Here is a 25,975-nt window from a genome sequence, read left to right as displayed (position 1 = left end):
ATCGGAACCTGGCTTTGTAAGTCAGTTCCCAGTGGAAACCAATTAAAAAATGGTAACCCCATCTGAAAAGAGGCTGCGCGCGTGAGCGGGCAGCCTCTTTCGGGCGACAGTTGAAAAACCGTCTTATTGCTTGGCGGCAGCCAGCTGGGCAGCAACTTCTTCAGCGAAGTTGTCGACCGGCTTCTCGATGCCTTCGCCTACTTTGAAGTAGGTGAAGGAAACGATTTCTGCGCCGCCTTTCTTGGCCAGCTCGCCAACCTTGATTTCAGGGTTCTTGACGAACGCCTGCTCAACCAGGCTTGCTTCTGCCAGGAACTTGCTGATACGGCCTTTGACCATGTTCTCAACAATGTTTTCTGGCTTGCCTTTGATCTTCTCTTCGTTCAGCTGCAGGAACACAGCTTTTTCACGCTCGATCGCTTCAGCCGAAACTTGCGAAGGCAGCAGGAACTCAGGGTTGCTGGCAGCTACGTGCATCGCGATGTCTTTGGCCAGCTCGACGTCACCGCCTTTCAGAGCCACAACCACGCCGATCTTGTTGCCGTGCAGGTAAGAACCGACAACGTCACCTTCGATACGGGCCAGACGACGGATGTTGACGTTCTCGCCTACTTTGGCAACCAGTGCTTCGCGAGCAGCTTCTTGCGAAGCGATCAGCGGAGCAGCGTCGGTCAGCTTGTCAGCGAAAGCTTTTTCAACGCTGGCAGCGACGAAGTTTTTGAAGTCGTCTTGCAGAGCCAGGAAGTCGGTCTGCGAGTTCACTTCCAGGATAACGGCAGCTTTACCGTCGTCCTTGATTGCGATTGCGCCTTCAGCGGCAACGTTGCCAGCCTTTTTCGCAGCCTTGATCGCGCCCGAAGCACGCATGTCATCAATGGCTTTTTCGATGTCGCCGTCAGCCTTTTCCAGGGCTTTCTTGCAGTCCATCATGCCTTCGCCGGTACGCTCGCGTAGTTCTTTAACCAACGCTGCAGTAATTGCTGCCATTTTCAAATTCCTCTTGGATAGGTTTTCAACCATTCCACCCGATCGAACGGGCGTTCAATTCTTCCCGAAACACCTTGTAGCTGCTGCACGTTACAAATGCAGGAGGTGCGCTGCCACAAGTGGGCGCCAACAAACGGTTTTCGAGGTGGCAAAAAGGGGGCCAAGCCCCCTTTTTGCTTACTGAGTCAACGCCAGGGCGTCGATTACTCAGCTGCAGCCTGAGTTTCTTCAACTGCGAATTCAACAGTGCCGCCAGCAACATTGTTGCGACCACGGATCACTGCGTCAGCCATCGAACCCATGTACAGCTGGATAGCGCGGATTGCGTCATCGTTGCCTGGGATGATGTAGTCAACGCCTTCCGGGCTGCTGTTGGTATCGACAACGCCGATGACCGGGATGCCCAGCTTGTTGGCTTCGGTGATCGCGATGCGCTCGTGGTCAACGTCGATCACGAACAGTGCGTCTGGCAGACCGCCCATGTCCTTGATGCCGCCCAGCGAACGATCCAGCTTTTCCAGGTCACGGGAGCGCATCAGCGCTTCTTTCTTGGTCAGCTTGGCGAAGGTACCGTCTTCGGCTTGAACTTCAAGGTCACGCAGACGCTTGATGGAAGCACGAATGGTTTTGAAGTTGGTCAGCATGCCGCCCAACCAGCGGTGATCGACGTACGGCGAACCGCAACGTGCTGCTTCTTCAGCAACGATCTTGCCAGCGGAACGCTTGGTGCCGACGAACAGAATCTTGTTTTTGCCCTGGGCCAGACGCTCTACGAAAGTCAGAGCTTCGTTGAACATTGGCAGGGTTTTTTCAAGGTTGATGATGTGAATCTTGTTACGCGCGCCGAAAATGTACTTACCCATTTTCGGATTCCAGTAACGGGTTTGGTGACCGAAGTGCACACCGGCCTTCAGCATATCGCGCATGTTGACTTGGGACATGATAGTTCCTTAATAAGTCGGGTTTGGCCTCCACGTATCCCAATGACCAACCAGTGGCATAAAGCCAAAAGCACCCAGGTCATCGTGTCGACACGTGTGTGGATTTAAGCTTTTCGGGGTATCCCCGGAAAGCGGCGCATTTTATACCACAGGGTGCACAGAAACGGAACCCGGAATCTGCAATCGCACCAGGGACATGGGCGCAGCCCCCTTGGAATCGCCTTCAAGCGCACCATTGTATAGACAGACGCGATGCACGCAGGCGCGGATTTGCTCCTTTCGTCTGGTAGAATCGCGTTTTTCAGGGTCGCAAATCCCACACCTGCCACCCTATCCGTATCAGCAAGCGCCGCCGAGCGCAGAGAGAGCCTGTATGACCGTCAACCTCAAAACCCCCGAGGACATCGCTGGCATGCGTGTCGCCGGCAAACTGGCCGCCGATGTGCTGGAAATGATTGCCGAACACGTCAAACCGGGCGTGACCACCGATCAACTGAACCAGATCTGCCACGACTACATCGTCAACGTGCAGCAGGCCATCCCTGCCCCGCTCAACTACAAGGGCTACCCGAAGTCGATCTGCACATCGATCAATCACGTGGTCTGCCACGGCATCCCGAATGACAAGCCGCTGAAGAATGGTGACACGCTGAACATCGACGTCACCGTGATCAAGGACGGCTACCACGGCGACACCAGCCGTATGTTCCACGTTGGCGAAGTGCCGGTCTGGGCCGAACGCCTGTCGCAGGTCACCCAGGAATGCATGTACAAGGCGATCGAAATCGTCAAACCTGGCTGCCGTCTCGGCGACATCGGTGAAATCATCCAGAAGCACGCGGAAAAGAACGGTTTCTCGGTGGTTCGCGAGTTCTGCGGCCACGGCATCGGCAAGGTGTTCCACGAAGAGCCGCAGATCCTGCATTACGGTCGCGCCGGCACCGGCATGGAACTGAAGGCCGGCATGACCTTCACCATCGAACCGATGATCAACCAGGGCAAGGCCGACACCAAGGTACTGGGCGACGGCTGGACCGCGATCACCAAGGACCGCAAACTCTCGGCGCAGTGGGAACACACCCTGCTGGTGACCGACACCGGCTACGAGATCTTCACCCTGCGCGCCGACGACACCATCCCGCGCGTCTCGGCCTGATCCCAAGAACGCTCCCAGCCCTATAGAAGGAAAGCCAATCGATGCCGCAGGTGGATCCCGAACTCTTCGACCGCGGCCAGTTCCAGGCTGAACTGGCCCTGAAAGCGAGTCCCATCGCAGCGTTCAAGAAGGCGATCCGCCAGGCGCGCGAGGTCCTCGACACGCGTTTTCGCAGCGGCCGCGACATCCGCCGACTGATCGAAGACCGTGCATGGTTCGTCGACAACATCCTGCAAAAAGCCTGGGAGCAGTTCAACTGGAGCGAAGACGCCGATATCGCACTGGTCGCGGTCGGCGGCTACGGCCGTGGTGAGTTGCACCCCTATTCCGACATCGACCTGCTGATCCTGCTGGACAGCGCCGATCACGAAGTCTTCCGCGATTCCATCGAGCGTTTTCTGACGCTGCTGTGGGACATCGGCCTGGAAGTCGGTCAGAGCGTACGCTCGGTCGACGAATGCGCCGAAGAGGCCCGCGCCGACCTGACGGTGGTCACCAACCTGATGGAAAGCCGCACCATCTGCGGCCCCGAGCGCCTGCGCCAGCGCATGCTCGATGTCACCAGCACCGCGCACATGTGGCCGGCCAAGGAGTTTTTCCTGGCCAAACGCGCCGAGCAAAAGGCCCGTCACCACAAGTACAACGACACCGAATACAACCTGGAACCCAACGTCAAAGGCTCGCCTGGCGGCCTGCGGGATATCCAGACGATTCTGTGGGTGGCCCGTCGTCAATACGGCACCCTGAACCTGCGCGCTCTCGCTGGCGAAGGTTTCCTGGTCGAGAGCGAAAACGCCCTGTTGGCGTCGTCCCAGGAATTCCTCTGGAAAGTGCGTTACGCCCTGCACATGCTCGCCGGGCGCTCGGAAGACCGCCTCTTGTTCGATCATCAACGGACCATCGCCGGCCTGCTCGGTTTTGAAGGCGACGACGCCAAACAGGCCGTCGAAAACTTCATGCAGCAGTACTTCCGCGTGGTCATGAGCATCGCCCAGCTCAGCGACCTGATCATCCAGCACTTCGAGGAAGTCATCCTCGCCCCGGAAGACGAAGCACCGCCGCAGCCGATCAACTCGCGCTTCCAGCTGCACGACGGCTACATCGAAGCACGCAACGACAACGTATTCCGCCGCACGCCGTTCGCCATGCTCGAGATCTTCGTGTTGATGGCCCAGCAGCCGGAAATCAAAGGCGTGCGCGCTGACACCATTCGTCTGCTGCGCGAGAACCGGCACCTGATCGACGACAATTTCCGCAACGATATCCGCAACACCAGCCTGTTCATCGAGCTGTTCAAGTGCAAGATCGGCGTGCACCGCAACCTGCGCCGGATGAACCGCTACGGCATCCTCGGGCGCTATCTGCCGGAGTTCGGCTTCATCGTCGGGCAGATGCAGCACGACCTGTTCCACATCTATACGGTCGATGCGCACACGCTGAACCTGATCAAACACCTGCGTAAGTTGCAATACACCCAGGTGTCGGAAAAATTCCCGTTGGCCGCCAAGCTAATGGCCAAACTGCCCAAGCCCGAACTGATTTACATGGCCGGCCTGTATCACGATATCGGCAAGGGCCGGCATGGCGACCACTCCGACATCGGCGCGGTCGATGCCGAAGCGTTCTGCCAGCGCCATCAGTTGCCGCTGTGGGACAGCCGCCTGATCGTCTGGCTGGTGCAGAACCACCTGGTGATGTCGACCACCGCACAGCGCAAGGATCTGTCCGATCCGCAGGTGATCCACGATTTCGCCCAGATCGTCGGCGACGAAACCCGTCTGGATTACCTGTACGTGCTGACCGTGGCCGACATCAACGCGACCAACCCGACGCTTTGGAATTCGTGGCGCGCCAGCCTCTTGCGCCAGCTCTACACCGAGACCAAACGCGCTCTGCGCCGTGGCCTGGAAAACCCGGTGGATCGCGAAGAGCAGATCCGCCAGACCCAGAGTGCGGCGCTGGACATCCTGGTGCGCGGTGGCACTGATCCGGACGATGTCGAGCAGTTGTGGGCACAGTTGGGCGATGACTATTTCCTGCGTCACACAGCCGGCGATGTGGCCTGGCACAGTGACGCGATCCTGCAGCAGCCGGCCGATGGCGGTCCGCTGGTGCTGATCAAGGAAACCACCCAGCGCGAGTTCGAGGGCGGCACGCAGATCTTCATCTACGCCCCGGACCAGCACGACTTCTTCGCCGTAACCGTGGCCGCGATGGACCAGCTCAACCTGAACATTCACGACGCCCGGGTCATCACTTCGAGCAGCCAGTTCACCCTCGACACCTACATCGTGCTCGACACCGACGGCGACTCGATCGGCGACAACCCGGCGCGGGTCAAACAGATTCGCGACGGCCTGACCGAAGCGCTGCGCAATCCTGACGATTACCCGACGATCATCCAGCGCCGGGTGCCGCGCCAGCTCAAGCACTTCGCCTTCGCGCCGCAGGTGACGATCCATAACGACGCGCAACGTCCGGTGACGGTGCTGGAGTTGACGGCGCCTGACCGCCCGGGCCTGCTGGCACGGATCGGCGGGATCTTTCTCGAATTCGACCTGTCGCTGCAGAACGCCAAGATTGCGACCCTGGGCGAACGCGTAGAAGACGTGTTCTTCATCACCGACGCCCACAACCAGCCGCTCTCCGACCCGCTGCTGTGCAGCCGTTTGCAGGACGCAATCGTCGAGCAACTGAGCGTCAATCAGGAACCGGATATCAAGCTTTCGCGCATCAGTATTTGATCCAGCAATTCCCCCCTGTGGGAGCGGGCTTGCTCGCGAAAGCGGTGTGTCAGGCAACACATCATTCACTGACACACCGCTTTCGCGAGCAAGCCCGCTCCCACATTGAACGAGGCCCCCATGAACAACGCTCTGACGCAGCTCCAGCCCTACCCGTTCGAAAAACTCCGCGCGCTGCTTGGCACGGTCACGCCGAACCCGGACAAACGCCCGATCGCCCTGTCGATCGGCGAGCCGAAACATCGCTCGCCAAGCTTTGTCGCCGAAGCGCTGGCGAACAATCTGGATCAGATGGCGGTGTATCCGACCACCCTCGGCATCCCGGCCCTGCGCGAAGCCATCGCCGGCTGGTGCGAACGTCGTTTTGGCGTACCGAGCGGCTGGATCGATCCGGCGCGCAATGTGCTGCCGGTCAACGGTACCCGCGAAGCGCTGTTCGCCTTCACCCAGACTGTGGTCAACCGTGGCGACGATGCACTGGTGGTCAGCCCGAACCCGTTCTATCAGATCTACGAAGGCGCAGCGTTCCTCGCCGGGGCCAAGCCGCACTACCTGCCGTGCCTGGACGAAAACGGCTTCAACCCGGATTTCGACGCCGTGTCGCCAGACATCTGGAAACGCTGCCAGATCCTGTTCCTGTGCTCGCCAGGCAACCCGACCGGCGCGCTGATCCCGGTTGATGTACTGAAAAAACTCATCGCCCTGGCCGACGAATACGACTTCGTGATCGCCGCCGACGAGTGCTACAGCGAACTGTACTTCGACGAACAGACCCCGCCGCCGGGCCTGCTCAGCGCCTGCGTCGAACTGGGCCGCAAGGACTTCAAGCGTTGCGTGGTGTTCCACAGCCTGTCCAAGCGCTCCAATCTGCCGGGCCTGCGCTCCGGGTTCGTCGCCGGTGACGCGGATATCCTCAAGGGTTTCCTGCTGTACCGCACCTACCACGGCTGCGCGATGCCGGTGCAAACCCAACTGGCCAGCGTTGCGGCGTGGAATGACGAAGTGCATGTACGCGCCAACCGTGCGCTGTACCGCGAGAAGTTCGACGCAGTGCTGGCAATTCTCAGCCCGGTGATGGACGTACAGCGTCCGGACGGCAGCTTCTACCTCTGGCCGAACGTGGCCGGTGACGATGCCGCATTCTGCCGCGACCTGTTCGAGCAGGAACATGTGACTGTCGTGCCAGGCTCGTATCTGTCGCGCGAGGTCGACGGCGTGAATCCGGGCGCCGGGCGCGTGCGCATGGCACTGGTTGCGCCTTTGGCTGAATGTGTTGAAGCTGCAGAACGGATCCGCGACTTCATCACCCGCCAACACTGAGTTTTTAATGTCCGTGCCAGTCATCTGGCACGGACATACCTCTCAAGTTACATTTAAAACCACTTTACGACTACTCCAGACACTGCCCGAAGCTTAATCTCGCGCAGTGGTTTTTTGCATGCGCGAAACAACCAAAAAGACAAATCAAGGAGCAAGACAAAGCATGGACAACTTTCAATATTGCACGCTGCAGAAACCGGCTAAAGAACTCAAATCCAGCGCCCTTAACAACAGCCGAAAAAAACGCTCGTTGGTACACTACGACAAACTTTGGCCAAGCCGACACACTCTGAAAATAGCTTTCATGGATAACCCAACTCCGGAACACAAAGATAAAATCATTGCCGCCGCCGAAAAATGGCTTCCTTATATCAGTTTGAAGTTTGAGTTCGTTGAAGGCGTAGAGGGTGAGATCCGAATCGCCACCGAGGGTGTGGTGAACAGTTCATTTCTGGGTACCGATGCACTGGATATGTTTCCTGACACGCCAACCATGAACCTTGGCATCGACCCCGAACACGAAGACTTCGAGACCGTCGTCATTCACGAGTTTGGCCACGCACTCGGCGCGATGCACGAACACCAGCACCCCAAGGCGCAAATCCCCTGGAATAAAGAAAATGTTTACAACTACTACCAGAACAGACCGATGAATCCACTGTCGCGAGGCGAAGTTGACGACAATATATTTACGCCTTTTGACGATGCCGACGCGCTTTACTTGCCATACGATCGAAAATCCATCATGCACCATCCTGTTCCCAACAATTTGACGCTTGGCAATTGGGCGAATCCGATCAATCGCGAAATCAGTGATAAAGACAAACAGCTCATGCGGTTGATTTACCCACGTTGAATCACATCTTTACCGTGCCAGTTCTGTTGGCACGGTAATCCGTCATAAAATCGTACACATATCCAATTTACCTGCTCAGGCGCAGCAACTAGCATCCTTCATTCAAAGCGACTTTCCGGGAACAAAAAGCAGCCCGAGAAGTTACATATGACGGACGAAAACATGGATGTTCAGTTATGCACTCAACCCGGCTTCAGCCAAACAAAAAAACCGAAACCACACGCACCTCCCGCAACATCAAATGCACTTCGGAGGTTCAGTAAAATGTGGGCTAAAAACAATCCGGCAAAATTCTGGACTCCCGGCAGCACTCTCCGCATCGCCTTCCTCAACGGTACGCAGGAATTCAAGGACGCGACCATTGCCGCTGCCAGCAACTGGTTGCCGCACATCAACTTGAAATTCGATTTCGTTGAAGGTGAAGTGGGCGACATCCGCATACTCAGTCAGGAAGGAACGTTTTCCTCCCGGATAGGTACGGATGCTCTGCTACACCCCGATGAGCCGACCATGACACTGTGGCCGCATCCGAGTCTGCCACGTTACTTCGCAGCCAATGTCATGCATGAGTTCGGTCACATGCTGGGCGCGGAGCATGAACAGACCAATCCCACGGCAGATATTCCCTGGGACAAGCCAGCCATCTATGCACAATTTGGAATCACCGCCGACCCGGAAGAAGACGACTCCCAGGCCAGCGTGACGCGCAAACGCCTGCACGACTGGTACTTTGACCGCGGCAATCCCGACGAAAGCATTTATTCGGAATACGATCCAAAGTCGATCATGCACTATCGCATCAGCCAGTCCTGGACCATCGGAGACTTCCAGCTCTTCATTAATCTGGATCTCAGCGAAAAGGACAAAATCTTCATGGCGAACGCTTATCCCTGCCCCGCGAGTGAGTGAGCGCATCAGGTCCGTGTCAGGCTATTTGACCTGACCCAGATTCGCCTCACTCAAATCCAGCTCACCCAATACCTCACGCAACACGTCATCACCGATCTGGTGCTGACGACTGAGGCTATACAACTCCAGGCGCTGCGCCCGCAACGCCTTCAAGCGCAAGCGGCGTTCCAGCAGATCCATCTGGAACGCCAGCGCCTGGGCTTCGGCCGAATCATTGAACACGTCGAGCTGATGACGATACTCGGACATGATCCGCGCCTTGAGTTCCGCCGAGAGTGCGGCCTGCGCCGCATCCTGCGGGCCGACCTCTTCGGTTTCCAGCGCATGGATCGCCGCCTCGGCGGTCTTGCGCCAGGCGTCGCGCACTTCCTGACGGCGCTTGTCGTCCGGGCTTTTCTCGATGCCGCGCAACAGCAACGGCAAGGCTATGCAGGCGCAAATCAGCGACAACAGAATCACCCCGGCGGCGATGAAAATCAGCAGATCACGCTCGGGGAACGCCTCGGCCCCCATCAACATCGGTACCGACATCACACCGGCCAGCGTCACCGCCCCGCGCACTCCGCCGACAGTCAGCAGCCAGCAAGATCGAGCGGTCGGCACTTGCGTCAGGTCGCCCTTGCCGCGCAGCCGTCGCAGCAGCACCGACAAACGCCAGATGCTCTGCACCCAGATAAAGCGCAACAGCACCAGGGCAAGGAAAATTGCCACCACGTCGAGGCCGCGATACATCAGCGTCGGCCACAACGTCGGTTCGTGGCTGACCACGGCCTTGATGATGTCCGGCAATTGCAGACCCAGCAGCAGGAAGATCAGGCCGTTGAAGGCAAATTCAAGCAGCGACCAGACGCTGCGATTGAGTAGCCGGGTGCTGGTCTGCCGCGGCAGCAGATCGAGCCAGCTCTGCATCATCCCCGCCGCGACAGCCGAAAGAATCCCCGAAGCGCCCAGTCGCTCGGCCAGTACATAGGCGGCGAACGGCAGCAGCAACATGAACACCACGTGGGTGGCCGGATCGTCCCAGCCCCGGGCGATCATCCACGCGCGCAAACGCCCGACCAGCCAGCTCAGCACCACGCCGACGGCCAAGCCTCCGACCGCCACCAGCACGAAAGTCAGACTGGCATTGGCCAGTGAGAACACTCCGGTCACCGCCGCGACCAGGGCAAACTTGAACGTCACCAGACCCGAAGCGTCGTTCATCAGCGCCTCGCCTTGCAGGATATGCATCAGCGGCGTCGGCAAACGGTTCTGCGAGATCGCCGAGACCGCAACGGCGTCGGTCGGCGACAGCACAGCGGCCAGCGCGAAGGCCACCGGTAGTGGAATTGTCGGCAACAGCCAGTGAATGAAGTACCCGGCACCGACCACGGTAAACAGCACCAGGCCGACCGCCAGCGTCAGGATCGGCCCACGCAAATGCCAGAACTCGCGTTTGGGCATCCGCCAGCCGTCGGAAAACAGCAGCGGGGGCAGGAACAGAAACAGGAACAATTCGGGGTCCAGCGCGACGTGCAGGCCCAGTGTCGGCCAGGCCAGCAAGGCACCGGCGGCGATTTGCACGAGGGGCAGTGGCAGCGGGATGACCCGTCCGACCAGCCGCGAAACGCTGACCAGCATCAGCAGGATCAGGACGGTATAAGCGGTTTGCATAAAGCGGAAATCTCAGACAATCGACAGCGTTGAACTGCCATATTAGCCGCTTAGGATGCGTCTGGCGTTTGCACCTATGTCGCACTGCCCTTGTGGGAGCGAGCCTGCTCGCGAATGCGGTGTCTCCTTCAACAGAAATATTGCCTGTCATGGCCCCTTCGCGAGCAGGCTCGCTCCCACAGGTTTTGCAGCGTTACGACAACCGTGGCCGACGAAACCGTTTGGTCATGGCATAATCCGACACCATTTTTTTCCAGCACCTGTAAAGGGGGCGATTCCTTGACCGTTTCAAGTAAAACGTTGCACCTTTTCGGCATCAAAGCCTGCGACACCATGAAGAAGGCGCGCACCTGGCTCGATGAACACGCTGTCAGCTACGACTTTCACGACTACAAAACCGCCGGTATCGACCGTGAGCACCTGACCCAATGGTGTGACGAGCACGGCTGGCAAACGGTGCTGAACCGTGCAGGCACGACCTTTCGCAAACTCGACGACGAACGTAAAGCCGATCTCGACCAGTCGAAAGCCATCGAACTGATGCTCGCTCAACCCTCGATGATCAAGCGCCCGGTGCTTGATCTCGGTGACCGAACCCTGATTGGCTTCAAGCCAGACATCTACGCGGCCGCACTCAAGTAAGCAGCCCGTCACTTATTGCTAGAGGTATTCACATGTCCAACTCTCTGTTCAGCATCGCCTTTGGTGTCGGCACGCAAAACCGTCAAGGCGCATGGCTGGAAGTGTTCTACGCTCAGCCACTGCTCAACCCGTCGGCCGAACTGGTCGCCGCTGTTGCGCCGATCCTCGGTTACACCGAAGGCAACCAGGCCATCACCTTCACCACTGCACAGGCTGCGCAACTGGCTGAAGCAGTCAAAGGCATCGACGCCGTTCAAGGCAAGCTGCTGACCCGTCTGGCCGAGAGCCACAAGCCGCTGGTCGCCACCCTGCTGGCCGAAGACGCACAGCTGACCTCGACGCCTGAGGCCTACCTCAAGCTGCACCTGCTGTCGCATCGTCTGGTCAAGCCACACGGCGTAAGCCTGGCCGGGATCTTCCCGCTGCTGCCGAACGTGGCCTGGACCAGCCAGGGTGCAATCGACCTGAGCGAACTGGCCGAAATGCAACTGGAAGCCCGTCTGCGCGGCGAGCTGCTGGAAGTGTTCTCGGTGGACAAGTTCCCGAAAATGACCGACTACGTGGTACCGGCCGGTGTGCGTATCGCTGACGCGGCACGTCTGCGTCTGGGCGCTTACGTGGGCGAAGGCACCACCGTGATGCACGAAGGCTTCATCAACTTCAACGCCGGCACCGAAGGCCCAGGCATGATCGAAGGCCGCGTGTCCGCTGGCGTGTTCGTCGGCAAGGGTTCGGACCTGGGCGGCGGCTGCTCGACCATGGGCACCCTGTCGGGTGGCGGCAACATCGTGATCAAGGTGGGCGAAGGCTGCCTGATCGGCGCCAACGCCGGTATCGGTATTCCGTTGGGCGACCGCAACACCGTCGAGTCGGGCCTGTACGTGACCGCCGGCACCAAGGTCGCGCTGCTGGACGAGCACAACAACCTGGTCAAGGTGGTGAAGGCGCGCGAGCTGGCCGGTCAGACTGACCTGCTGTTCCGTCGCAATTCGGAAACCGGTGCCGTGGAGTGCAAGACCCACAAATCGGCGATCGAGCTGAACGAAGCGCTGCACGCTCACAACTAAGTGCCGCAGGCACTTGTGGGAGCGAGCCTGCTCGCGAAGGCGTCCTTGAGGTCGCAAAAAGCTTCGCGAGCAGGCTCGCTCCCACAGTGTCTTGTGTACAGGCTGAACAGATGATGATTCCCTCCCCCTGGCGCGCCGACTTTCCGGCCATCGCCGCCCTGCAACGGCAAGACCAGACCTATCTGGACAACGCCGCCACCACGCAAAAACCCCAGGCCCTGCTCGACGCACTGACGCATTACTACGCCAACGGCGCGGCCAATGTGCATCGTGCGCAGCATCTGCCCGGCGCGCACGCGACGCAGGCGTTCGAAGACAGTCGGCTCAAGGTTGCCCAGTGGCTGAATGCCGGTGACAGCGGGCAGATCATCTTCACCCACGGCGCCACCAGTGCGCTGAATCTCCTGGCCTATGGCCTGGAACATCTTTTCCACCCGGGCGATGAAATAGTCATCAGCGCCCTGGAGCATCACGCCAACCTGCTGCCGTGGCAGCAACTGGCACAGCGTCGCGAGCTGAAACTGGTGATCCTGCCGCTGGACGCCGACGGCGTGGTCGACCTCGGCGCCGCTGTGCGTCTGATCACCCCGCGCACTCGCTTGCTGGCGGTCAGTCAGCTGTCCAACGTGCTCGGTGCCTGGCAACCGTTGCCGGCGCTGCTGGCGATGGCCAAGGCGCACAACGCGCTGACCGTGGTCGATGGCGCCCAGGGTGTGGTGCATGGTCGCCACGACGTGCAGGCGCTGGGTTGCGACTTTTATGTGTTTTCCAGCCACAAGCTGTATGGCCCCGACGGCCTCGGTGTGCTGTTCGGGCGCAACGCCGCACTTGAGCAACTGCAGCCGTGGCAGTTCGGCGGCGAAATGGTGCTGGAAGCCAATTATCACGATTCACGCTTCCGCCCTGCTCCGCTGGGCTTCGAGGCGGGCACGCCGCCGATTGCCAGCGTGATCGGCCTCGGCGCGACCCTCGACTATTTGGCCGGGCTGGATCAGGACGCGGTGTCGGCCCACGAAGCTGCGCTGCACGCTTACCTGCTGCAAGGCCTGGCCGCGCGCAACGGCATTCGTCTGCTGGGCAAGCCGCAATTGGCGCTGGCGAGTTTTGTCGTCGAGGGCGTGCACAACGCCGATCTGGCGCACTTGCTCACCGAGCAAGGCATCGCCGTACGCGCCGGGCATCATTGCGCCATGCCGTTGCTGAAAAGCTTTGAGCTGGCCGGTGCTATTCGTGTGTCGCTGGCGCTGTACAACGACTCCGAGGATCTGGAGCGTTTCTTCGAAGCGCTGGATCAGGCCCTGGAGTTGCTGCGATGAGCCTGCCGCTCGCCGCCGCCGAAGCGCTGCAGACCTTTCAGAATGCCGCCGGTTGGGAACAACGGGCGCGGTTGCTCATGCAGTTTGGCGATCGTCTGCCGCCGCTGGATGACGCGGACAAATGCGAAGCCAACCGGGTGCATGGCTGTGAGAGCCAAATGTGGCTGGTGGGTGAGTTGCAGGACGGTCACTGGCAGTTCAGCGCTGCCAGCGATGCGCGGATGATTCGTGGGTTGGTGGCGTTGCTGCTGTTGCGGGTCAACGGCTTGAGCGCTGCCGAGTTGCGGCAGGTGGATTTGCCCGAGTGGTTCAATCAGCTGGGACTTTCGCGGCAGTTGTCGCCGTCGCGCAGTAATGGCTTGAATGCCGTGCTCCAGCGGATGAATGAGTTGGCTAAATAAAGCGGCTGCTTCGCAGCCATCGCGAGCAGGCTCACTCCTACAATTGGAATGCGTCCCCCTGTAGGAGTGAGCCTGCTCGCGATGAGGCCATCAGCCCCAGAATCAAACCTGAGGCTTCACCCGATCCGCTGGCCGCCGCACACCCGCCACAATCTTGTCCACCGCCTTGGTCGCCGCGACCATGCCGAACGTCGCCGTGACCATCATCACCGCGCCAAACCCGCCAGCGCAGTCGAGCTTCACCCCGTCGCCGACAAAACTCTTCTGCAAACAGATGCTGCCGTCCGGTTTCGGATAGCGCAGTTGTTCGGTGGAGAACACACACGGCACGCTGTAATGGCGAGTCACGGTACGCGAGAAGCCATAGTCGCGACGCAACGTCGAACGCACTTTCGAGGCCAGCGGGTCGTTGAACGTGCGGTTGAGGTCGCAGACCTGAATCAGCGTCGGATCGATCTGCCCACCCGCACCGCCGGTGGTAATGATCTGGATCTTGCGGCGCTTGCACCAGGCGATCAGTGCAGCCTTGGCGTTGACCGCGTCGATGCAGTCGATCACGCAATCGATGTTCGGCGTGATGTATTCGGCCATGGTGTCGCGGGTGACGAAATCCGCCACCGCGTGCACCGTGCAGTCCGGGTTGATCCCGCGCAGACGCTCGGCCATCACCTCGACCTTGGGTTTGCCGACGGTGCTGTCCAGCGCGTGCAACTGGCGGTTGGCGTTGCTGACGCAGACGTCATCGAGGTCGAACAGCGAAATCTCGCCGACGCCACAGCGGGCCATGGCTTCCGCCGCCCAGGAACCGACGCCACCGACGCCGACAATCGCCACATGGGCCGCACGCAGGCGCTCGAGGCCCTCGATGCCATACAAACGGGCGATGCCTGCAAACCGCGGATCTTCTGTACTCATGACCATTACCCCAAAAACCGGCGCGCATTATAGGGCCGTCGGCGGCCAAGAGCATCTTTGACGCTATGAACGGTGAACGCAGCCGTTTTGCGCAAGCCTTGTGGCGAGGGAGCTTGCTCCCGCCGGGTCGCGAAGCGGCCCTTTGAAAGCGGCCTGCTTCGCAGTCCAGCGGGAGCAAGCTCCCTCGCCACTGGGAATTGCTATAACTAAGCAACAAAGTTTTCTCTTACAAGCTGTTACTAAAGAACTTAAATCAGGTTGGACTGCCCAATGTCGGGCATTTCCCTGCCCGGTGTACGAGCAGTGAACTGCCGGTGTAGGATTCGCGCCCTTTTGGCGTAAGCCGATCCGTTCCTTCGTTCCACAGCCTTTGGAACCCGAAATAGCTATGTCATCGCGTAAATTTGGTCTCAACCTGGTGGTGGTTCTGGCAATCGCCGCCCTGTTCACCGGTTTCTGGGCGCTGATCAACCGCCCGGTCTCCGCGCCCAACTGGCCGGAACAGATCTCCGGTTTTTCCTATTCGCCATTCCAGCAGGGCCAGTTCCCGCAGAAGGATCAGTATCCGACTGACGACGAAATGCGCCGCGACCTGGAGATCATGAGCAAGCTGACGGACAACATCCGCATCTACTCGGTCGACGGTTCGCTGCAGGACATCCCGAAACTGGCGGAAGAATTCGGTCTGCGCGTGACCCTCGGGATCTGGATCAGCCCCGATCAGGAACGCAACGAGCGCGAGATCCAGCGCGCCATCGAACTGGCCAACACCTCGCGCAGCGTGGTTCGTGTGGTGGTCGGTAACGAGGCGATATTCCGCAAGGAAATCACTGCCGAGCAACTGAGCGTGCTGCTGGATCGCGTGCGCGCGGCGGTGAAAGTGCCGGTGACCACCTCCGAGCAGTGGCACGTCTGGGAAGAACACCCGGAACTGGCCAAGCACGTTGACCTGATCGCTGCGCACGTCCTGCCGTACTGGGAATTCATCCCCGTGGACAAGGCCGGACAGTTCGTCTTCGACCGCGCCCGTGACCTGAAAAAGCTGTTCCCGAAAAAGCCGCTGCTGCTGTCCGAAGTCGGCTGGCCAAGCAACGGGCGCATGCGCGGTGGCGCCGATGCGTCGCCGGCGGATCAGGCGATCTACCTGCGCACGCTGGTCAACAAGCTCAACCGCCAAGGCTTCAACTACTTCGTGATCGAAGCGTTCGACCAGCCGTGGAAGGCCAGTGACGAAGGTTCGGTGGGCGCCTACTGGGGCGTGTTCAACGCCGCGCGCCAGCAGAAATTCAACTTCGAAGGCCCGGTGGTCGCCATCCCGCAATGGCGCGTGCTGGCCATCGGTTCGGTGGTGCTGGCGCTGCTGTCGCTGACCCTGCTGATGATCGACGGCTCGGCCCTGCGCCAGCGTGGCCGCACCTTCCTGACCTTTATCGCGTTCCTTTGCGGTTCGGTGCTGGTGTGGATCGGTTACGACTACAGCCAGCAATACAGCACGTGGTTCAGCCTGACGGTGGGTTTCCTCCTGGCACTGGGTGCGCTCGGGGTGTTTATCGTGTTGCTGACCGAAGCGCATGAACTGGCCGAGGCGGTCTGGACCCACAAGCGCCGGCGTGAATTCCTGCCGGTGGTGGGCGATTCGGACTACAGACCGAAAGTCTCGATCCACGTCCCTTGCTACAACGAACCGCCGGAGATGGTCAAACAGACCCTCGATGCCCTGGCCGCCCTCGATTACCCGGACTATGAAGTCCTGATCATCGACAACAACACCAAGGACCCGGCCGTCTGGGAGCCGGTGCGCGACTACTGCGCAACCCTCGGCCCGCGCTTCAAGTTCTTCCACGTTTCGCCGCTGGCCGGGTTCAAGGGCGGCGCGCTGAATTACCTGATTCCGCACACCGCCAAGGACGCCGAGGTGATCGCGGTGATCGACTCCGACTACTGCGTGCACCCGAACTGGCTCAAGCACATGGTGCCGCACTTCGCCGATCCGAAAATCGCCGTGGTGCAGTCGCCGCAGGACTATCGCGATCAGAACGAAAGCACCTTCAAGAAGCTCTGCTACGCCGAATACAAAGGCTTCTTCCACATCGGCATGGTCACCCGTAACGACCGCGACGCGATCATTCAGCACGGCACCATGACCATGACCCGCCGTTCGGTTCTGGAAGAGCTGGGCTGGGCCGACTGGTGCATCTGTGAAGACGCCGAACTCGGCCTGCGCGTGTTCGAAAAAGGCCTGTCGGCGGCGTATTACCACGACAGCTACGGCAAGGGTCTGATGCCGGACACCTTCATCGACTTCAAGAAGCAGCGTTTCCGCTGGGCCTACGGCGCAATCCAGATCATCAAGCGTCACACCCGCAGCCTGCTGCGCGGCAAGGACACCGAACTGACCCGTGGCCAGCGTTACCACTTCCTCGCGGGATGGCTGCCATGGGTCGCGGACGGCATGAACATCTTCTTCACCGTCGGCGCCCTGCTGTGGTCGGCGGCGATGATCATCGTGCCGCAACGGGTCGATCCGCCGCTGCTGATTTTCGCAATCCCGCCATTGGCGCTGTTCGTGTTCAAGGTCGGCAAGATCATCTTCCTCTACCGTCGCGCCGTGGGCGTGAACCTCAAAGATGCGTTCTGCGCCGCACTGGCTGGCCTGGCGTTGTCGCACACCATCGCCAAAGCGGTGTTGTACGGCTTCTTCACCAGCAGCATTCCGTTCTTCCGCACGCCGAAAAACGCCGACAACCATGGCTTCTGGGTGGCGATTTCCGAAGCGCGCGAAGAGCTGTTCATCATGCTGCTGTTGTGGGGCGCGGCGCTGGGGATCTACCTGGTGCAGGGCATTCCGAGCAACGACATGCGCTTCTGGGTCGCAATGCTGCTGGTGCAGTCGCTGCCATACCTGGCCGCGCTGATCATGGCGTTCCTCTCGTCGCTGCCAAAACCTGCGACAGCGCCTGAACCGGCGCCTGTCGTCTAATTCCTCTTTGATCCACTAAACGGCGGCCAATGGTCGCCGTTTTGCTTTAAGATAACCGCCATTTTGCGGGGCACTCCTCTAATCCCTGTGGGAGCGAGCCTGCTCGCGAAGGCTTTGTAACATTCACCGATTATGTTGACTGATACACCGCATTCGCGAGCAGGCTCGCTCCCACATTGTTAGTCCGCGCCCACATTCATGACTCCGGAGTTTTCCATGACGGCCCACGCCGACCTTTCGCCGACCCTTCAACTCGCCATCGACCTGATCCGCCGTCCGTCCGTGACGCCGGTCGACGCCGATTGCCAGAAGCAGATGATGCAGCGCCTGGGCGATGCCGGTTTCACCCTGGAGCCGATGCGTATCGAAGATGTGGACAACTTCTGGGCCACCCACGGCAACGACGACGGCCCGGTGCTGTGCTTCGCCGGCCACACCGACGTGGTGCCGACCGGTCCGGTGACCGCCTGGCAGATCGACCCGTTCAACGCGGTGATCGATGCACACGGCATGCTCTGCGGCCGTGGCGCAGCGGACATGAAAGGCAGCCTGGCGTCGATGACCGTGGCCGCCGAGCGTTTTGTCGCCGACTACCCGAACCACAAGGGCAAGGTCGCGTTCCTGATCACTAGCGACGAAGAAGGCCCGGCACACCACGGCACCAAAGCGGTGGTTGAACGTCTGGTCGCGCGCAAGGAACGTCTGGACTGGTGCATCGTCGGCGAACCGTCGAGCACCACGCTGGTCGGTGACGTGGTGAAAAACGGTCGTCGCGGCTCGTTGGGCGCCAAGCTCACCGTGCGCGGTGTGCAGGGTCACGTGGCCTACCCGCATCTGGCGAAGAACCCGATCCACCTCGCCGCCCCGGCACTGGCCGAGCTGGCCGCCGAGCACTGGGATCACGGCAACGATTTCTTCCCGCCGACCAGTTTCCAGATTTCCAACCTCAACTCCGGCACCGGCGCGACCAACGTGATCCCGGGTGATCTGGTGGCGGTGTTCAACTTCCGCTTCTCCACCGAATCCACCGTCGAAGGCCTGCAGAAACGCGTGGCCGACATCCTCGACAAACACGATCTGGACTGGCACGTCGACTGGGCGCTGTCCGGTCTGCCGTTCCTCACCGAGCCGGGCGCGCTGCTCGACGCGGTGTCGTCGAGCATCAAGGACATCACCGGCCGCGAGACCAAGGCGTCGACCAGCGGCGGTACCTCCGACGGCCGTTTCATCGCGACCATGGGTACGCAAGTGGTTGAGCTGGGCCCGGTCAACGCGACCATTCACCAGGTCAACGAGCGTGTGCTGGCGGCCGATCTCGACGTGCTGACCGAGATCTACTACCAGACCCTGATCAAGTTGCTCGCCTGATGCTCGCGTGCCCGATCTGCAGTGAACCGCTGAACAGCGTCGACAACGGCGTGGTCTGCCCCGCCGGCCACCGCTTCGACCGCGCGCGTCAGGGCTACCTGAACCTGTTGCCGGTGCAGCACAAGAACAGTCGCGACCCTGGCGACAATCAGGCGATGGTCGAGGCGCGCCGCGACTTCCTGAACGCCGGGCATTACGCGCCGGTGGCCAAGCGTCTGGCCGAGCTGGCGGCGGGTTATGCGCCGGCACGCTGGGTCGATATCGGTTGCGGTGAGGGTTACTACACCGCACAGATTGCCGATGCCCTGCCGGATGCCGATGGCTACGCGCTGGACATCTCCCGCGAGGCGGTGAAGCGCGCCTGCAAGCGTAATCCGGCAATCACCTGGTTGATCGCCAGCATGGCCCGCGTGCCGTTGGCGTCGGGCAGTTGCCAGTTTCTCGCCAGCGTTTTCAGCCCTCTGGACTGGGCAGAAGCCAAGCGCCTGCTCAGCGTCGGCGGCGGCCTGATGAAGGTCGGCCCGACCAGCGGCCACCTGATGGAGTTGCGCGAACGCCTGTATGACGAAGTGCGCGAATACACCGACGACAAGCATCTGGCATTAGTGCCCGAAGGTATGGCGCTCGCGCACAGCGAAACCCTGGAATTCAAACTGACGCTGGACAAGCCCGAGGATCGCGCCAACCTGTTGGCGATGACGCCCCACGGCTGGCGCGCCAGTGCCGAACGCCGCGCCGCCGTGATCGAACAGGCCGAGCCGTTCGTGACCACCGTGTCGATGCGCTACGATTATTTCGTTCTTCAATAACTTTTGGTCTCGGGCAAGTGCCCGGGGCCGGCTAAATCCGCGAATGGATTTTTCAGACCCGCAGTGAGGACATCCATGCGCCAACCGGATATCGAGATTTACCTGAAAGACGCCGACGTCGACCACAAGGCGATTTCCGCCTGGCTCGGTGAGGCTCTGGGCCCGTGCAGCGACTGGGTACAGAAAGGCCAGACCTACAAGTGCAAGGCCGGCAACATCCCGGTGACCTGGCTGCCGAAAGCCGTGGGCAAGTGGAACAGCCTGTACCTGGAAAGCGATGCGACTCCATGGGACGACGACATCGCCTGCGCCCGTGCAGCCTTTGCCGCGCTGAACGTCGAGGTGCGTTGCGCACCGGGCACGTGGGTCGAGGAAGAAGGTGAGGAAACGGCGGATCGCTGGATTCGCATCAGCGCCGACGGTGAAGAAGAAATCACCTGGAAAACCGCGTAACAACAGTCAACGCAGATCCAAATGTGGGAGCGGGCTTGCTCCGGGCGGCGTTCCGACGAATGCGGTGTATCAGCTACACATGTGCTGAATGACACGACGCATTCGCGAGCAAGCCCGCTCCCACAGTGGTTTTGGGATGTTTTGGAGGGTTGTGTTACAGACCGACCACATCCTCAGCCTGCAAACCCTTCTCGCCAGTAATCACCGCATACTCAACCTGCTGACCTTCAGTCAGCGAGCGATGCCCCTCACCGCGAATCGCGCGGTAGTGCACGAACACGTCCACCCCGTCGTCGCGCTGAATGAAGCCGTAGCCCTTGGCGTCGTTGAACCACTTCACATTGCCGGTTTCACGTGTTGCCATCTGTTCATACTCCTTTTTTATTATTGAACAGGCTTTTCGCAGGAAAGCCTTTGCGGAACGTCAGACTGCGCCCGACGTCCATAAAGGGCCCCGGCGACAGATTGCCGAGTATATGACAGGCGCAAAAAGTCTCAACAGGAGATTACTTCGCCGCTTTTTTGCCGATTTTCGGTGAATACGGCAAACTGTCGACCTCCCGAGCAAACGCTCGGTTTTATTCACTCACGCAGAAGCCGTATGACCCGTTCCCCGTTCCGCCGTCTTGTGTTTGGCACCTTGCGCCGACTGTTGTACCTCTGGGTTCGCTCCGAGACGATCAACCAGTCGTCGTTCACCCTCAACCTCGACCGCAGTCGTCCGGTGTTCTACGTCCTGCAAAACCCTTCGCTCACCGATCTGGCGGTGGTCGACACCGAGTGCACCAAGGCCGGTCTGCCGCGTCCGGTGCTGCCGGTGTCGGTGGGGCCGTTGATCGAACCGGCGGCGTTTTTCTATCTGACGCCGGATCCGGACTGGCTCGGTCGTCAGGACAAGCGCGGCGCACCGCCGACCCTGACCCGCCTGGTCAGCGCCCTGACCCAGAACGCCGCCGAAGACGCGCAGATCATTCCGGTCAGCGTGTTCTGGGGACAGTCGCCGGACAGCGAAAACAGTCCGTGGAAGCTGCTGTTTGCCGACAGCTGGGCGGTCACCGGGCGCTTGCGCCGACTGCTGAGCATCATCGTTCTGGGGCGCAAGACTCGCGTGCAGTTCTCCGCGCCGATCCACCTGCGCGAACTGATCGAACACAACAAGGGCCACGAACGCACCGTGCGCATGGCCCAGCGCATCCTGCGCGTGCACTTCCGCAATCTGAAAGCCGCCGTCATCGGCCCGGACATTTCCCACCGCCGTAACCTGGTCAAGGGCCTGCTCAACCAGCCCTTGGTCAAGCAAGCGATCCTCGACGAAGCCGAGCGCGAGAACATCTCCCCGGAAAAAGCCAAGGCCCAGGCCCTGCGTTACGGCAACGAGATCGCCTCGGACTACACCTACACCGCGATCCGTTTTCTCGAAGTGGTGCTGAGCTGGTTCTGGAACAAGATCTACGACGGGATCAAGGTCAACCACATCGAAGGCGTGCAGAAGGTCGCTCAGGGTCACGAAGTGATCTACGTGCCGTGCCACCGCAGCCACATCGACTACCTGCTGCTTTCGTACCTGCTGTTCCGCAACGGCCTGACCCCGCCGCACATCGCCGCCGGGATCAACCTGAACATGCCGGTTATCGGCAGCCTGCTGCGGCGTGGCGGCGCGTTCTTCATGCGCCGCACGTTCAAGGGCAATCCGCTGTACACCTCGGTGTTCAACGAATACCTGCACACCCTGTTCACCAAAGGTTTCCCGGTCGAGTACTTCGTCGAGGGCGGCCGCTCGCGCACCGGGCGCATGCTGCAACCGAAAACCGGGATGCTCGCGATCACGATGCGCAGCTTCCTGCGTTCGTCGCGGATGCCGATCGTTTTCGTGCCGGTGTACATCGGTTACGAGCGCGTGCTGGAAGGTCGTACCTACCTCGGCGAACTGCGTGGCGCGAGCAAGAAGAAAGAGTCGATCTTCGACATCTTCAAAGTCATCGGCGCGCTCAAGCAGCGTTTCGGTCAGGTCGCGGTGAACTTCGGCGAGCCGATCAAACTCGCGGAATTCCTCGACAGCGAACAGCCAGACTGGCGCCAACAGGAACTCGGCCCGCAGTACAAACCGGCATGGCTCAACGAGACCACCAACCGCCTCGGCGAGAAAGTCGCGCAGCACTTGAACGAAGCAGCGGCGATCAACCCGGTCAATCTGGTGGCGCTGGCGCTGCTCTCGACCACCCGCCTGGCACTGGACGATCGGGCCATGGCGCGGGTGCTGGATCTGTATCTGGCGCTGTTGCGCAAAGTCCCGTACTCGCCGCACACCACGTTGCCCGAAGGCGATGGTCGGGCGCTGATCGAGCATGTGAAGGACATGGATCTGCTGTCCGAGCAGAACGATGCGCTGGGCAAGATTCTTTATCTGGACGAGCAGAACGCCGTCCTGATGACCTACTACCGCAACAACGTGCTGCACATCTTCGCCTTGCCGGCGCTGCTGGCGAGCTTCTTCCAGAGCACCTCGCGCATGAGCCGCGAACAGATCCTGCGTTACACCCGCGCGCTGTATCCGTACCTGCAGGCGGAGCTGTTCATTCGCTGGTCGCTGGAAGAACTGGACGGCGTGGTCGATCAATGGCTGGAAGCCTTCGTCGAGCAAGGCCTGCTGCGTTTCGAGAAGGACGTGTATATGCGTCCGGCGCCAAGTTCGCGGCACTTTGTGCTGCTGACCCTGCTGTCGAAAAGCATCGCGCAGACCCTGCAGCGCTTCTACATGACCGTGTCCCTGCTGCTCAACAGCGGCCAGAACAGCATCAGCGCCGAAGAGCTGGAGGACCTGTGCACGGTCATGGCCCAGCGCCTGTCGATCCTCCACGGTTTGAATGCCCCGGAGTTCTTCGACAAGAGCCTGTTCCGCCACTTCATCCAGACCCTGCTCGACCTCGACGTGCTGCGCCGCGACGAAGCCGGGAAGTTGAGCTACCACGAACTGCTCGGCGAACTGGCCGAAGGCGCTGCCAAACGGGTGTTGCCGGCGGAGATTCGCCTGTCGATTCGTCAGGTGGCTTTGCACCGCAGTGAAGATGCCGCCGAAACAGCGGATACACCACAAGTCTGAAACTTGCTGACAACTAACGGGCCCGCACTTCAATGGCCCCGTTAGTTGATTCATGGATTAATAGGCTCACTCCACCAATCACGATACGGATATCGAGATGAGCCTGTTAAACGAAGAAACTTGCACAGTAATCCTGGACTTCCGCCTACCGCCCGAATTCCACGCGCCTGCCGATGGTGTCAATGAAACCATTGTCAGCGTCAAAGTTTTCAATTCCCAATCGCCTGTTAACATCAAGGACTGGCACCGTGCTGCGATCTTCGACGCTGGCTGGAAATTTGACTTCCCTCATCACTACGGCGATGTAGGCGTCAGGTACCAAGTCAATGTGCAGATCCTTCATGACCAAATACCCTTGCTGATCGAGCAGGACTACTTCGTCACTGTCAACAACACTCCCCATCGCCAAACCCTGCACCTGAGCCCGATCGGTTTTCTATATGTCGAGGCTCAAGAAGCCGAAATTGTTGCGCCAGAAGAAGCGGTCACCATCAGTCTGCATGAAGCAGAGTCTCCCGAAGTTGAGCTGGTAAGTGTCAAACAGGACGAACAGTCAGTCTCCGGGTTTTATCTGAAATATGATCCTGACAGCGTTATACCCGGTAAACGCTATGCACTGACGGGTATTGAAAACCGCTACCATCAGCGTCTTTTGATCTCGCCTGAACAAGTCGAACTGGCTCCCGCGATGCCCAACACAAGCGCGCTGTCGTTTCAGAAATTAATGCAGTGGCTGGAAAAACCCTTACGTTTGTTCACTGACGCTGGCACCAAAATCCGCTAGATTTCCTTCGGCGCCGGGATTCTTCCGGCGCAACCGTCTCAGAGGTCCCGATGAAAAAACTCACCCTTCTCGCCGCAGCTACCCTGTTGAGCGCCTGCCAGTCGACCACCCCCGCCGGCAAAGTCGGCCTCGACGGCGAAGTGTTCTACCTGCAACGCATCGCCCTGCCACCAAGCGCGACCCTGAGCGTGAGCCTGCAGGACGTGTCGCTGGCCGACGCACCGGCGGTGGTCATCGACGAACAGAAAGGCCCGGTCAAAGGCCAGGTGCCGCTGCCGTTCCACTTGAGTTACGATCCGGCCCAGGTCAAACCCGGCCACCGCTACTCGGTCAGCGCGCGCATCGAAGTCAACGGCGAGTTGATGTTCATCACCACCGAAAACCACGCCGTGCAACTGGACGGCAACGATCCGCAGCCGCTGAAAATCCGCGTCGACGCCATTCGCTAATTGTCTTTCAAGGAAGCTGCCATGCTCCGCCCTACCCTTCGCTTCGCCGGCCTGTGCGCGGGCTTGATGATCTCTGCCAGCGCCCTGGCACTGTCGCTCAGCGACCTCTCGCAACAAGACGCCACCGGCGGCCTCAAGGACGCCCTGACCCAAGGCGCGCAAATCGCCGTCAAACAACTCGGCACCCCGGGCGGCTTCAGCAACAACCCGGAAGTGAAAATCGAACTGCCGGGCAAACTCGGCAAAGTCGCCGGCAAGATGAAAGCCTTCGGCATGGGCGCCCAGGTCGACGAACTCGAAACCGCGATGAACAAGGCCGCAGAAAGCGCCGTAACCCAGGCCCAGCCGATCCTCGTCGACGCCGTGAAGAAAATGACCGTGGCCGACGCCAAGGGCATCCTCAGCGGCGGCACTGACTCGGCCACCCAATACCTGGACAAAACCAGCCGCGAGCAGATCCGCGCCAAGTTCCTGCCCATCGTCAAACAAGCCACCGACAAAGTCGGCGTAGCGCAGAAATACAACGCCTTCGCCGGCCAGGCCGCGACCCTCGGCGTGGTGGATGCGAAGAGCGCCAACGTCGAAAACTACGTCACCGAACAAGCGCTCAATGGCCTGTTCGAAATGATCGGCAAACAGGAAGAAACCATCCGCAAGAATCCGGCTGCTGCGGCGACGGGCCTTGCGAAGAAAGTGTTCGGCACTTTGTAATTTTTGCCGCACGAAAAAGCCCGCTGAACCGGTGAAGGTCAGCGGGCTTTTTGTTGCGTGTCAGCCTTGCGGATCGACCTGATCGAGGACGCGGTTAACCGACAGCTCAGCGAGCGATTTTTAAACAGACCAAAGAGATTGGGTGGCTGGGCGGGCCTCTTCGCGAGCAAGCCCGCTCCCACAGTTGGATTGAGTGCAGGCAGTTGGAGATTAGTCGGCTCATAGGCCGCCATCGCGAGCAAGCTCACTCCTACAGTGGGATTGGGTGCAGGCAGTTGGAGATTGGTCGGCTCATAGGCCGCCATCGCGAGCAAGCTCACTCCTACAGTGGGATTGGGTGCAGGCAGTTGGAGATTGGCCGGCTCGTAGGCCGCCATCGCGAGCAGGCTCACTCCTACAGTGGGATTGGGTGCA

Annotated in this window: 23 protein-coding genes; 17 read left to right on the top strand and 6 right to left on the bottom strand. The window is 60.1% G+C overall.

Going from position 1 to position 25,975, the window contains the following annotated elements; all coding sequences use genetic code 11:
• Positions 1 to 123: 123 nt before the first annotated feature.
• Both tsf and rpsB read right to left on the bottom strand, forming a co-directional pair.
• The gene (tsf, locus tag QRN61_RS19490; RefSeq protein WP_027611027.1) at positions 124 to 987 is read right to left on the bottom strand and encodes a translation elongation factor Ts; all 864 of its coding nucleotides are present in this window, start codon (positions 985 to 987) and stop codon (positions 124 to 126) included.
• 203 nt (positions 988 to 1,190) lie between these two features.
• Positions 1,191 to 1,928 (bottom strand): 30S ribosomal protein S2, encoded by a 738-nt coding sequence (gene rpsB, locus QRN61_RS19485; protein WP_285374752.1) that lies wholly within the window; start codon positions 1,926 to 1,928, stop codon positions 1,191 to 1,193.
• A gap of 373 nt (positions 1,929 to 2,301) precedes the next feature.
• On the opposite strand from rpsB, the gene map reads away from it, so the two are divergent.
• The 5 genes from map to QRN61_RS19460 all read left to right on the top strand — a co-directional run bounded on the left by map (position 2,302) and on the right by QRN61_RS19460 (position 8,913).
• Complete coding sequence (gene map / locus QRN61_RS19480; protein WP_007964271.1) at positions 2,302 to 3,084, top strand: type I methionyl aminopeptidase; 783 nt, start codon at positions 2,302 to 2,304, stop codon at positions 3,082 to 3,084.
• Between the two features lie 41 nt (positions 3,085 to 3,125).
• A complete protein-coding gene (locus tag QRN61_RS19475) occupies positions 3,126 to 5,828 on the top strand; it encodes a [protein-PII] uridylyltransferase (RefSeq protein WP_098967462.1) in 2,703 nt (900 codons plus the stop codon).
• 120 nt (positions 5,829 to 5,948) lie between these two features.
• Positions 5,949 to 7,148 carry a succinyldiaminopimelate transaminase gene (gene dapC, locus QRN61_RS19470; protein WP_097086439.1) on the top strand — a complete coding sequence of 400 codons (1,200 nt, stop codon included), beginning with the start codon at positions 5,949 to 5,951 and terminating at the stop codon, positions 7,146 to 7,148.
• A 163-nt stretch (positions 7,149 to 7,311) separates the two neighbouring features.
• Positions 7,312 to 8,004 (top strand): M12 family metallopeptidase, encoded by a 693-nt coding sequence (locus QRN61_RS19465; protein WP_103368414.1) that lies wholly within the window; start codon positions 7,312 to 7,314, stop codon positions 8,002 to 8,004.
• A gap of 147 nt (positions 8,005 to 8,151) precedes the next feature.
• Positions 8,152 to 8,913, top strand: a complete 762-nt coding sequence (locus QRN61_RS19460; protein WP_285374744.1) for a zinc metalloprotease — start codon at positions 8,152 to 8,154, stop codon at positions 8,911 to 8,913.
• A 21-nt stretch (positions 8,914 to 8,934) separates the two neighbouring features.
• On the opposite strand, the gene QRN61_RS19455 is transcribed toward QRN61_RS19460, so the two are convergent.
• A complete protein-coding gene (locus tag QRN61_RS19455; RefSeq protein ID WP_096795827.1) occupies positions 8,935 to 10,566 on the bottom strand; it encodes a Na+/H+ antiporter in 1,632 nt (543 codons plus the stop codon).
• A 279-nt stretch (positions 10,567 to 10,845) separates the two neighbouring features.
• On the opposite strand from QRN61_RS19455, the gene QRN61_RS19450 reads away from it, so the two are divergent.
• The 4 genes from QRN61_RS19450 (at position 10,846) to QRN61_RS19435 (ending at position 13,992) form a co-directional block, all read left to right on the top strand.
• On the top strand, positions 10,846 to 11,208 hold the full coding sequence (locus QRN61_RS19450; RefSeq protein WP_003222107.1) for an ArsC family reductase: 363 nt from the start codon (positions 10,846 to 10,848) through the stop codon (positions 11,206 to 11,208).
• 32 nt (positions 11,209 to 11,240) lie between these two features.
• Positions 11,241 to 12,275, top strand: a complete 1,035-nt coding sequence (gene dapD / locus QRN61_RS19445) for a 2,3,4,5-tetrahydropyridine-2,6-dicarboxylate N-succinyltransferase (RefSeq protein WP_003222105.1) — start codon at positions 11,241 to 11,243, stop codon at positions 12,273 to 12,275.
• A gap of 110 nt (positions 12,276 to 12,385) precedes the next feature.
• Positions 12,386 to 13,591 (top strand): aminotransferase class V-fold PLP-dependent enzyme, encoded by a 1,206-nt coding sequence (locus QRN61_RS19440; RefSeq protein WP_285374741.1) that lies wholly within the window; start codon positions 12,386 to 12,388, stop codon positions 13,589 to 13,591.
• Entirely contained in the window at positions 13,588 to 13,992 is a 405-nt protein-coding gene (locus QRN61_RS19435) for a SufE family protein (RefSeq protein WP_098967452.1), read from the top strand. Before QRN61_RS19440 ends, QRN61_RS19435 begins: the two co-directional genes overlap by 4 nt.
• Before the next feature lie 102 nt (positions 13,993 to 14,094).
• On the opposite strand, the gene tcdA is transcribed toward QRN61_RS19435, so the two are convergent.
• Complete coding sequence (tcdA, locus tag QRN61_RS19430; protein ID WP_003222099.1) at positions 14,095 to 14,913, bottom strand: tRNA cyclic N6-threonylcarbamoyladenosine(37) synthase TcdA; 819 nt, start codon at positions 14,911 to 14,913, stop codon at positions 14,095 to 14,097.
• A 382-nt stretch (positions 14,914 to 15,295) separates the two neighbouring features.
• Here tcdA and QRN61_RS19425 point away from each other — a divergent pair, with 382 nt between their 5' ends.
• The 4 genes from QRN61_RS19425 to QRN61_RS19410 all read left to right on the top strand — a co-directional run bounded on the left by QRN61_RS19425 (position 15,296) and on the right by QRN61_RS19410 (position 20,517).
• Positions 15,296 to 17,887 carry a glycosyltransferase gene (locus QRN61_RS19425; protein WP_003222095.1) on the top strand — a complete coding sequence of 864 codons (2,592 nt, stop codon included), beginning with the start codon at positions 15,296 to 15,298 and terminating at the stop codon, positions 17,885 to 17,887.
• Positions 17,888 to 18,103: 216 nt separating this feature from the next.
• The gene (gene dapE, locus QRN61_RS19420) at positions 18,104 to 19,255 is read left to right on the top strand and encodes a succinyl-diaminopimelate desuccinylase (RefSeq protein WP_285374735.1); all 1,152 of its coding nucleotides are present in this window, start codon (positions 18,104 to 18,106) and stop codon (positions 19,253 to 19,255) included.
• Positions 19,255 to 20,064 (top strand): putative RNA methyltransferase, encoded by an 810-nt coding sequence (locus QRN61_RS19415; protein ID WP_285374733.1) that lies wholly within the window; start codon positions 19,255 to 19,257, stop codon positions 20,062 to 20,064. The genes dapE and QRN61_RS19415 overlap by 1 nt, the downstream gene beginning before the upstream one ends.
• A 75-nt stretch (positions 20,065 to 20,139) precedes the next feature.
• A complete protein-coding gene (locus QRN61_RS19410; RefSeq protein WP_007964251.1) occupies positions 20,140 to 20,517 on the top strand; it encodes a hypothetical protein in 378 nt (125 codons plus the stop codon).
• A gap of 154 nt (positions 20,518 to 20,671) precedes the next feature.
• Here the strand turns inward: QRN61_RS19410 and QRN61_RS19405 are convergent, their stop codons facing one another.
• The gene (locus QRN61_RS19405) at positions 20,672 to 20,881 is read right to left on the bottom strand and encodes a cold-shock protein (protein WP_016771489.1); all 210 of its coding nucleotides are present in this window, start codon (positions 20,879 to 20,881) and stop codon (positions 20,672 to 20,674) included.
• A 237-nt stretch (positions 20,882 to 21,118) separates the two neighbouring features.
• On the opposite strand from QRN61_RS19405, the gene plsB reads away from it, so the two are divergent.
• The 4 genes from plsB to QRN61_RS19385 all read left to right on the top strand — a co-directional run bounded on the left by plsB (position 21,119) and on the right by QRN61_RS19385 (position 25,561).
• On the top strand, positions 21,119 to 23,617 hold the full coding sequence (plsB, locus tag QRN61_RS19400; RefSeq protein WP_097086427.1) for a glycerol-3-phosphate 1-O-acyltransferase PlsB: 2,499 nt from the start codon (positions 21,119 to 21,121) through the stop codon (positions 23,615 to 23,617).
• A 97-nt stretch (positions 23,618 to 23,714) separates the two neighbouring features.
• The gene (locus QRN61_RS19395; RefSeq protein WP_285374725.1) at positions 23,715 to 24,401 is read left to right on the top strand and encodes a hypothetical protein; all 687 of its coding nucleotides are present in this window, start codon (positions 23,715 to 23,717) and stop codon (positions 24,399 to 24,401) included.
• Positions 24,402 to 24,451: 50 nt separating this feature from the next.
• Positions 24,452 to 24,850 (top strand): YbaY family lipoprotein, encoded by a 399-nt coding sequence (locus QRN61_RS19390; RefSeq protein WP_098967439.1) that lies wholly within the window; start codon positions 24,452 to 24,454, stop codon positions 24,848 to 24,850.
• A gap of 21 nt (positions 24,851 to 24,871) precedes the next feature.
• Complete coding sequence (locus tag QRN61_RS19385; protein WP_086792179.1) at positions 24,872 to 25,561, top strand: DUF4197 domain-containing protein; 690 nt, start codon at positions 24,872 to 24,874, stop codon at positions 25,559 to 25,561.
• Positions 25,562 to 25,599: 38 nt separating this feature from the next.
• Here QRN61_RS19385 and QRN61_RS19380 read toward each other — a convergent pair.
• On the bottom strand, positions 25,600 to 25,975 hold a 376-nt coding region (locus QRN61_RS19380; RefSeq protein ID WP_285374718.1), incomplete at its 5' end, for a hypothetical protein.

The sequence above is a fragment of the Pseudomonas sp. lyk4-TYG-107 genome (assembly GCF_030209055.1).
GTDB classification, from domain to species: domain Bacteria; phylum Pseudomonadota; class Gammaproteobacteria; order Pseudomonadales; family Pseudomonadaceae; genus Aquipseudomonas; species Aquipseudomonas putida_A.
This window is presented reverse-complemented; position numbering and strand designations above follow the sequence as displayed.

What these genes read in the sequence shown, in the direction of transcription:
- tsf (WP_027611027.1), bottom strand. Translation starts at nt 987, where the DNA reads ATGGCAGCAATTACTGCAGCGTTGGTTAAAGAACTACGCGAGCGTACC.
- rpsB (WP_285374752.1), bottom strand. Translation starts at nt 1,928, where the DNA reads ATGTCCCAAGTCAACATGCGCGATATGCTGAAGGCCGGTGTGCACTTC.
- map (WP_007964271.1), top strand. Translation starts at nt 2,302, where the DNA reads ATGACCGTCAACCTCAAAACCCCCGAGGACATCGCTGGCATGCGTGTC.
- QRN61_RS19475 (WP_098967462.1), top strand. Translation starts at nt 3,126, where the DNA reads ATGCCGCAGGTGGATCCCGAACTCTTCGACCGCGGCCAGTTCCAGGCT.
- dapC (WP_097086439.1), top strand. Translation starts at nt 5,949, where the DNA reads ATGAACAACGCTCTGACGCAGCTCCAGCCCTACCCGTTCGAAAAACTC.
- QRN61_RS19465 (WP_103368414.1), top strand. Translation starts at nt 7,312, where the DNA reads ATGGACAACTTTCAATATTGCACGCTGCAGAAACCGGCTAAAGAACTC.
- QRN61_RS19460 (WP_285374744.1), top strand. Translation starts at nt 8,152, where the DNA reads ATGACGGACGAAAACATGGATGTTCAGTTATGCACTCAACCCGGCTTC.
- QRN61_RS19455 (WP_096795827.1), bottom strand. Translation starts at nt 10,566, where the DNA reads ATGCAAACCGCTTATACCGTCCTGATCCTGCTGATGCTGGTCAGCGTT.
- dapD (WP_003222105.1), top strand. Translation starts at nt 11,241, where the DNA reads ATGTCCAACTCTCTGTTCAGCATCGCCTTTGGTGTCGGCACGCAAAAC.
- QRN61_RS19440 (WP_285374741.1), top strand. Translation starts at nt 12,386, where the DNA reads ATGATGATTCCCTCCCCCTGGCGCGCCGACTTTCCGGCCATCGCCGCC.
- QRN61_RS19435 (WP_098967452.1), top strand. Translation starts at nt 13,588, where the DNA reads ATGAGCCTGCCGCTCGCCGCCGCCGAAGCGCTGCAGACCTTTCAGAAT.
- tcdA (WP_003222099.1), bottom strand. Translation starts at nt 14,913, where the DNA reads ATGGTCATGAGTACAGAAGATCCGCGGTTTGCAGGCATCGCCCGTTTG.
- QRN61_RS19425 (WP_003222095.1), top strand. Translation starts at nt 15,296, where the DNA reads ATGTCATCGCGTAAATTTGGTCTCAACCTGGTGGTGGTTCTGGCAATC.
- dapE (WP_285374735.1), top strand. Translation starts at nt 18,104, where the DNA reads ATGACGGCCCACGCCGACCTTTCGCCGACCCTTCAACTCGCCATCGAC.
- QRN61_RS19415 (WP_285374733.1), top strand. Translation starts at nt 19,255, where the DNA reads ATGCTCGCGTGCCCGATCTGCAGTGAACCGCTGAACAGCGTCGACAAC.
- QRN61_RS19410 (WP_007964251.1), top strand. Translation starts at nt 20,140, where the DNA reads ATGCGCCAACCGGATATCGAGATTTACCTGAAAGACGCCGACGTCGAC.
- QRN61_RS19405 (WP_016771489.1), bottom strand. Translation starts at nt 20,881, where the DNA reads ATGGCAACACGTGAAACCGGCAATGTGAAGTGGTTCAACGACGCCAAG.
- plsB (WP_097086427.1), top strand. Translation starts at nt 21,119, where the DNA reads ATGACCCGTTCCCCGTTCCGCCGTCTTGTGTTTGGCACCTTGCGCCGA.
- QRN61_RS19395 (WP_285374725.1), top strand. Translation starts at nt 23,715, where the DNA reads ATGAGCCTGTTAAACGAAGAAACTTGCACAGTAATCCTGGACTTCCGC.
- QRN61_RS19390 (WP_098967439.1), top strand. Translation starts at nt 24,452, where the DNA reads ATGAAAAAACTCACCCTTCTCGCCGCAGCTACCCTGTTGAGCGCCTGC.
- QRN61_RS19385 (WP_086792179.1), top strand. Translation starts at nt 24,872, where the DNA reads ATGCTCCGCCCTACCCTTCGCTTCGCCGGCCTGTGCGCGGGCTTGATG.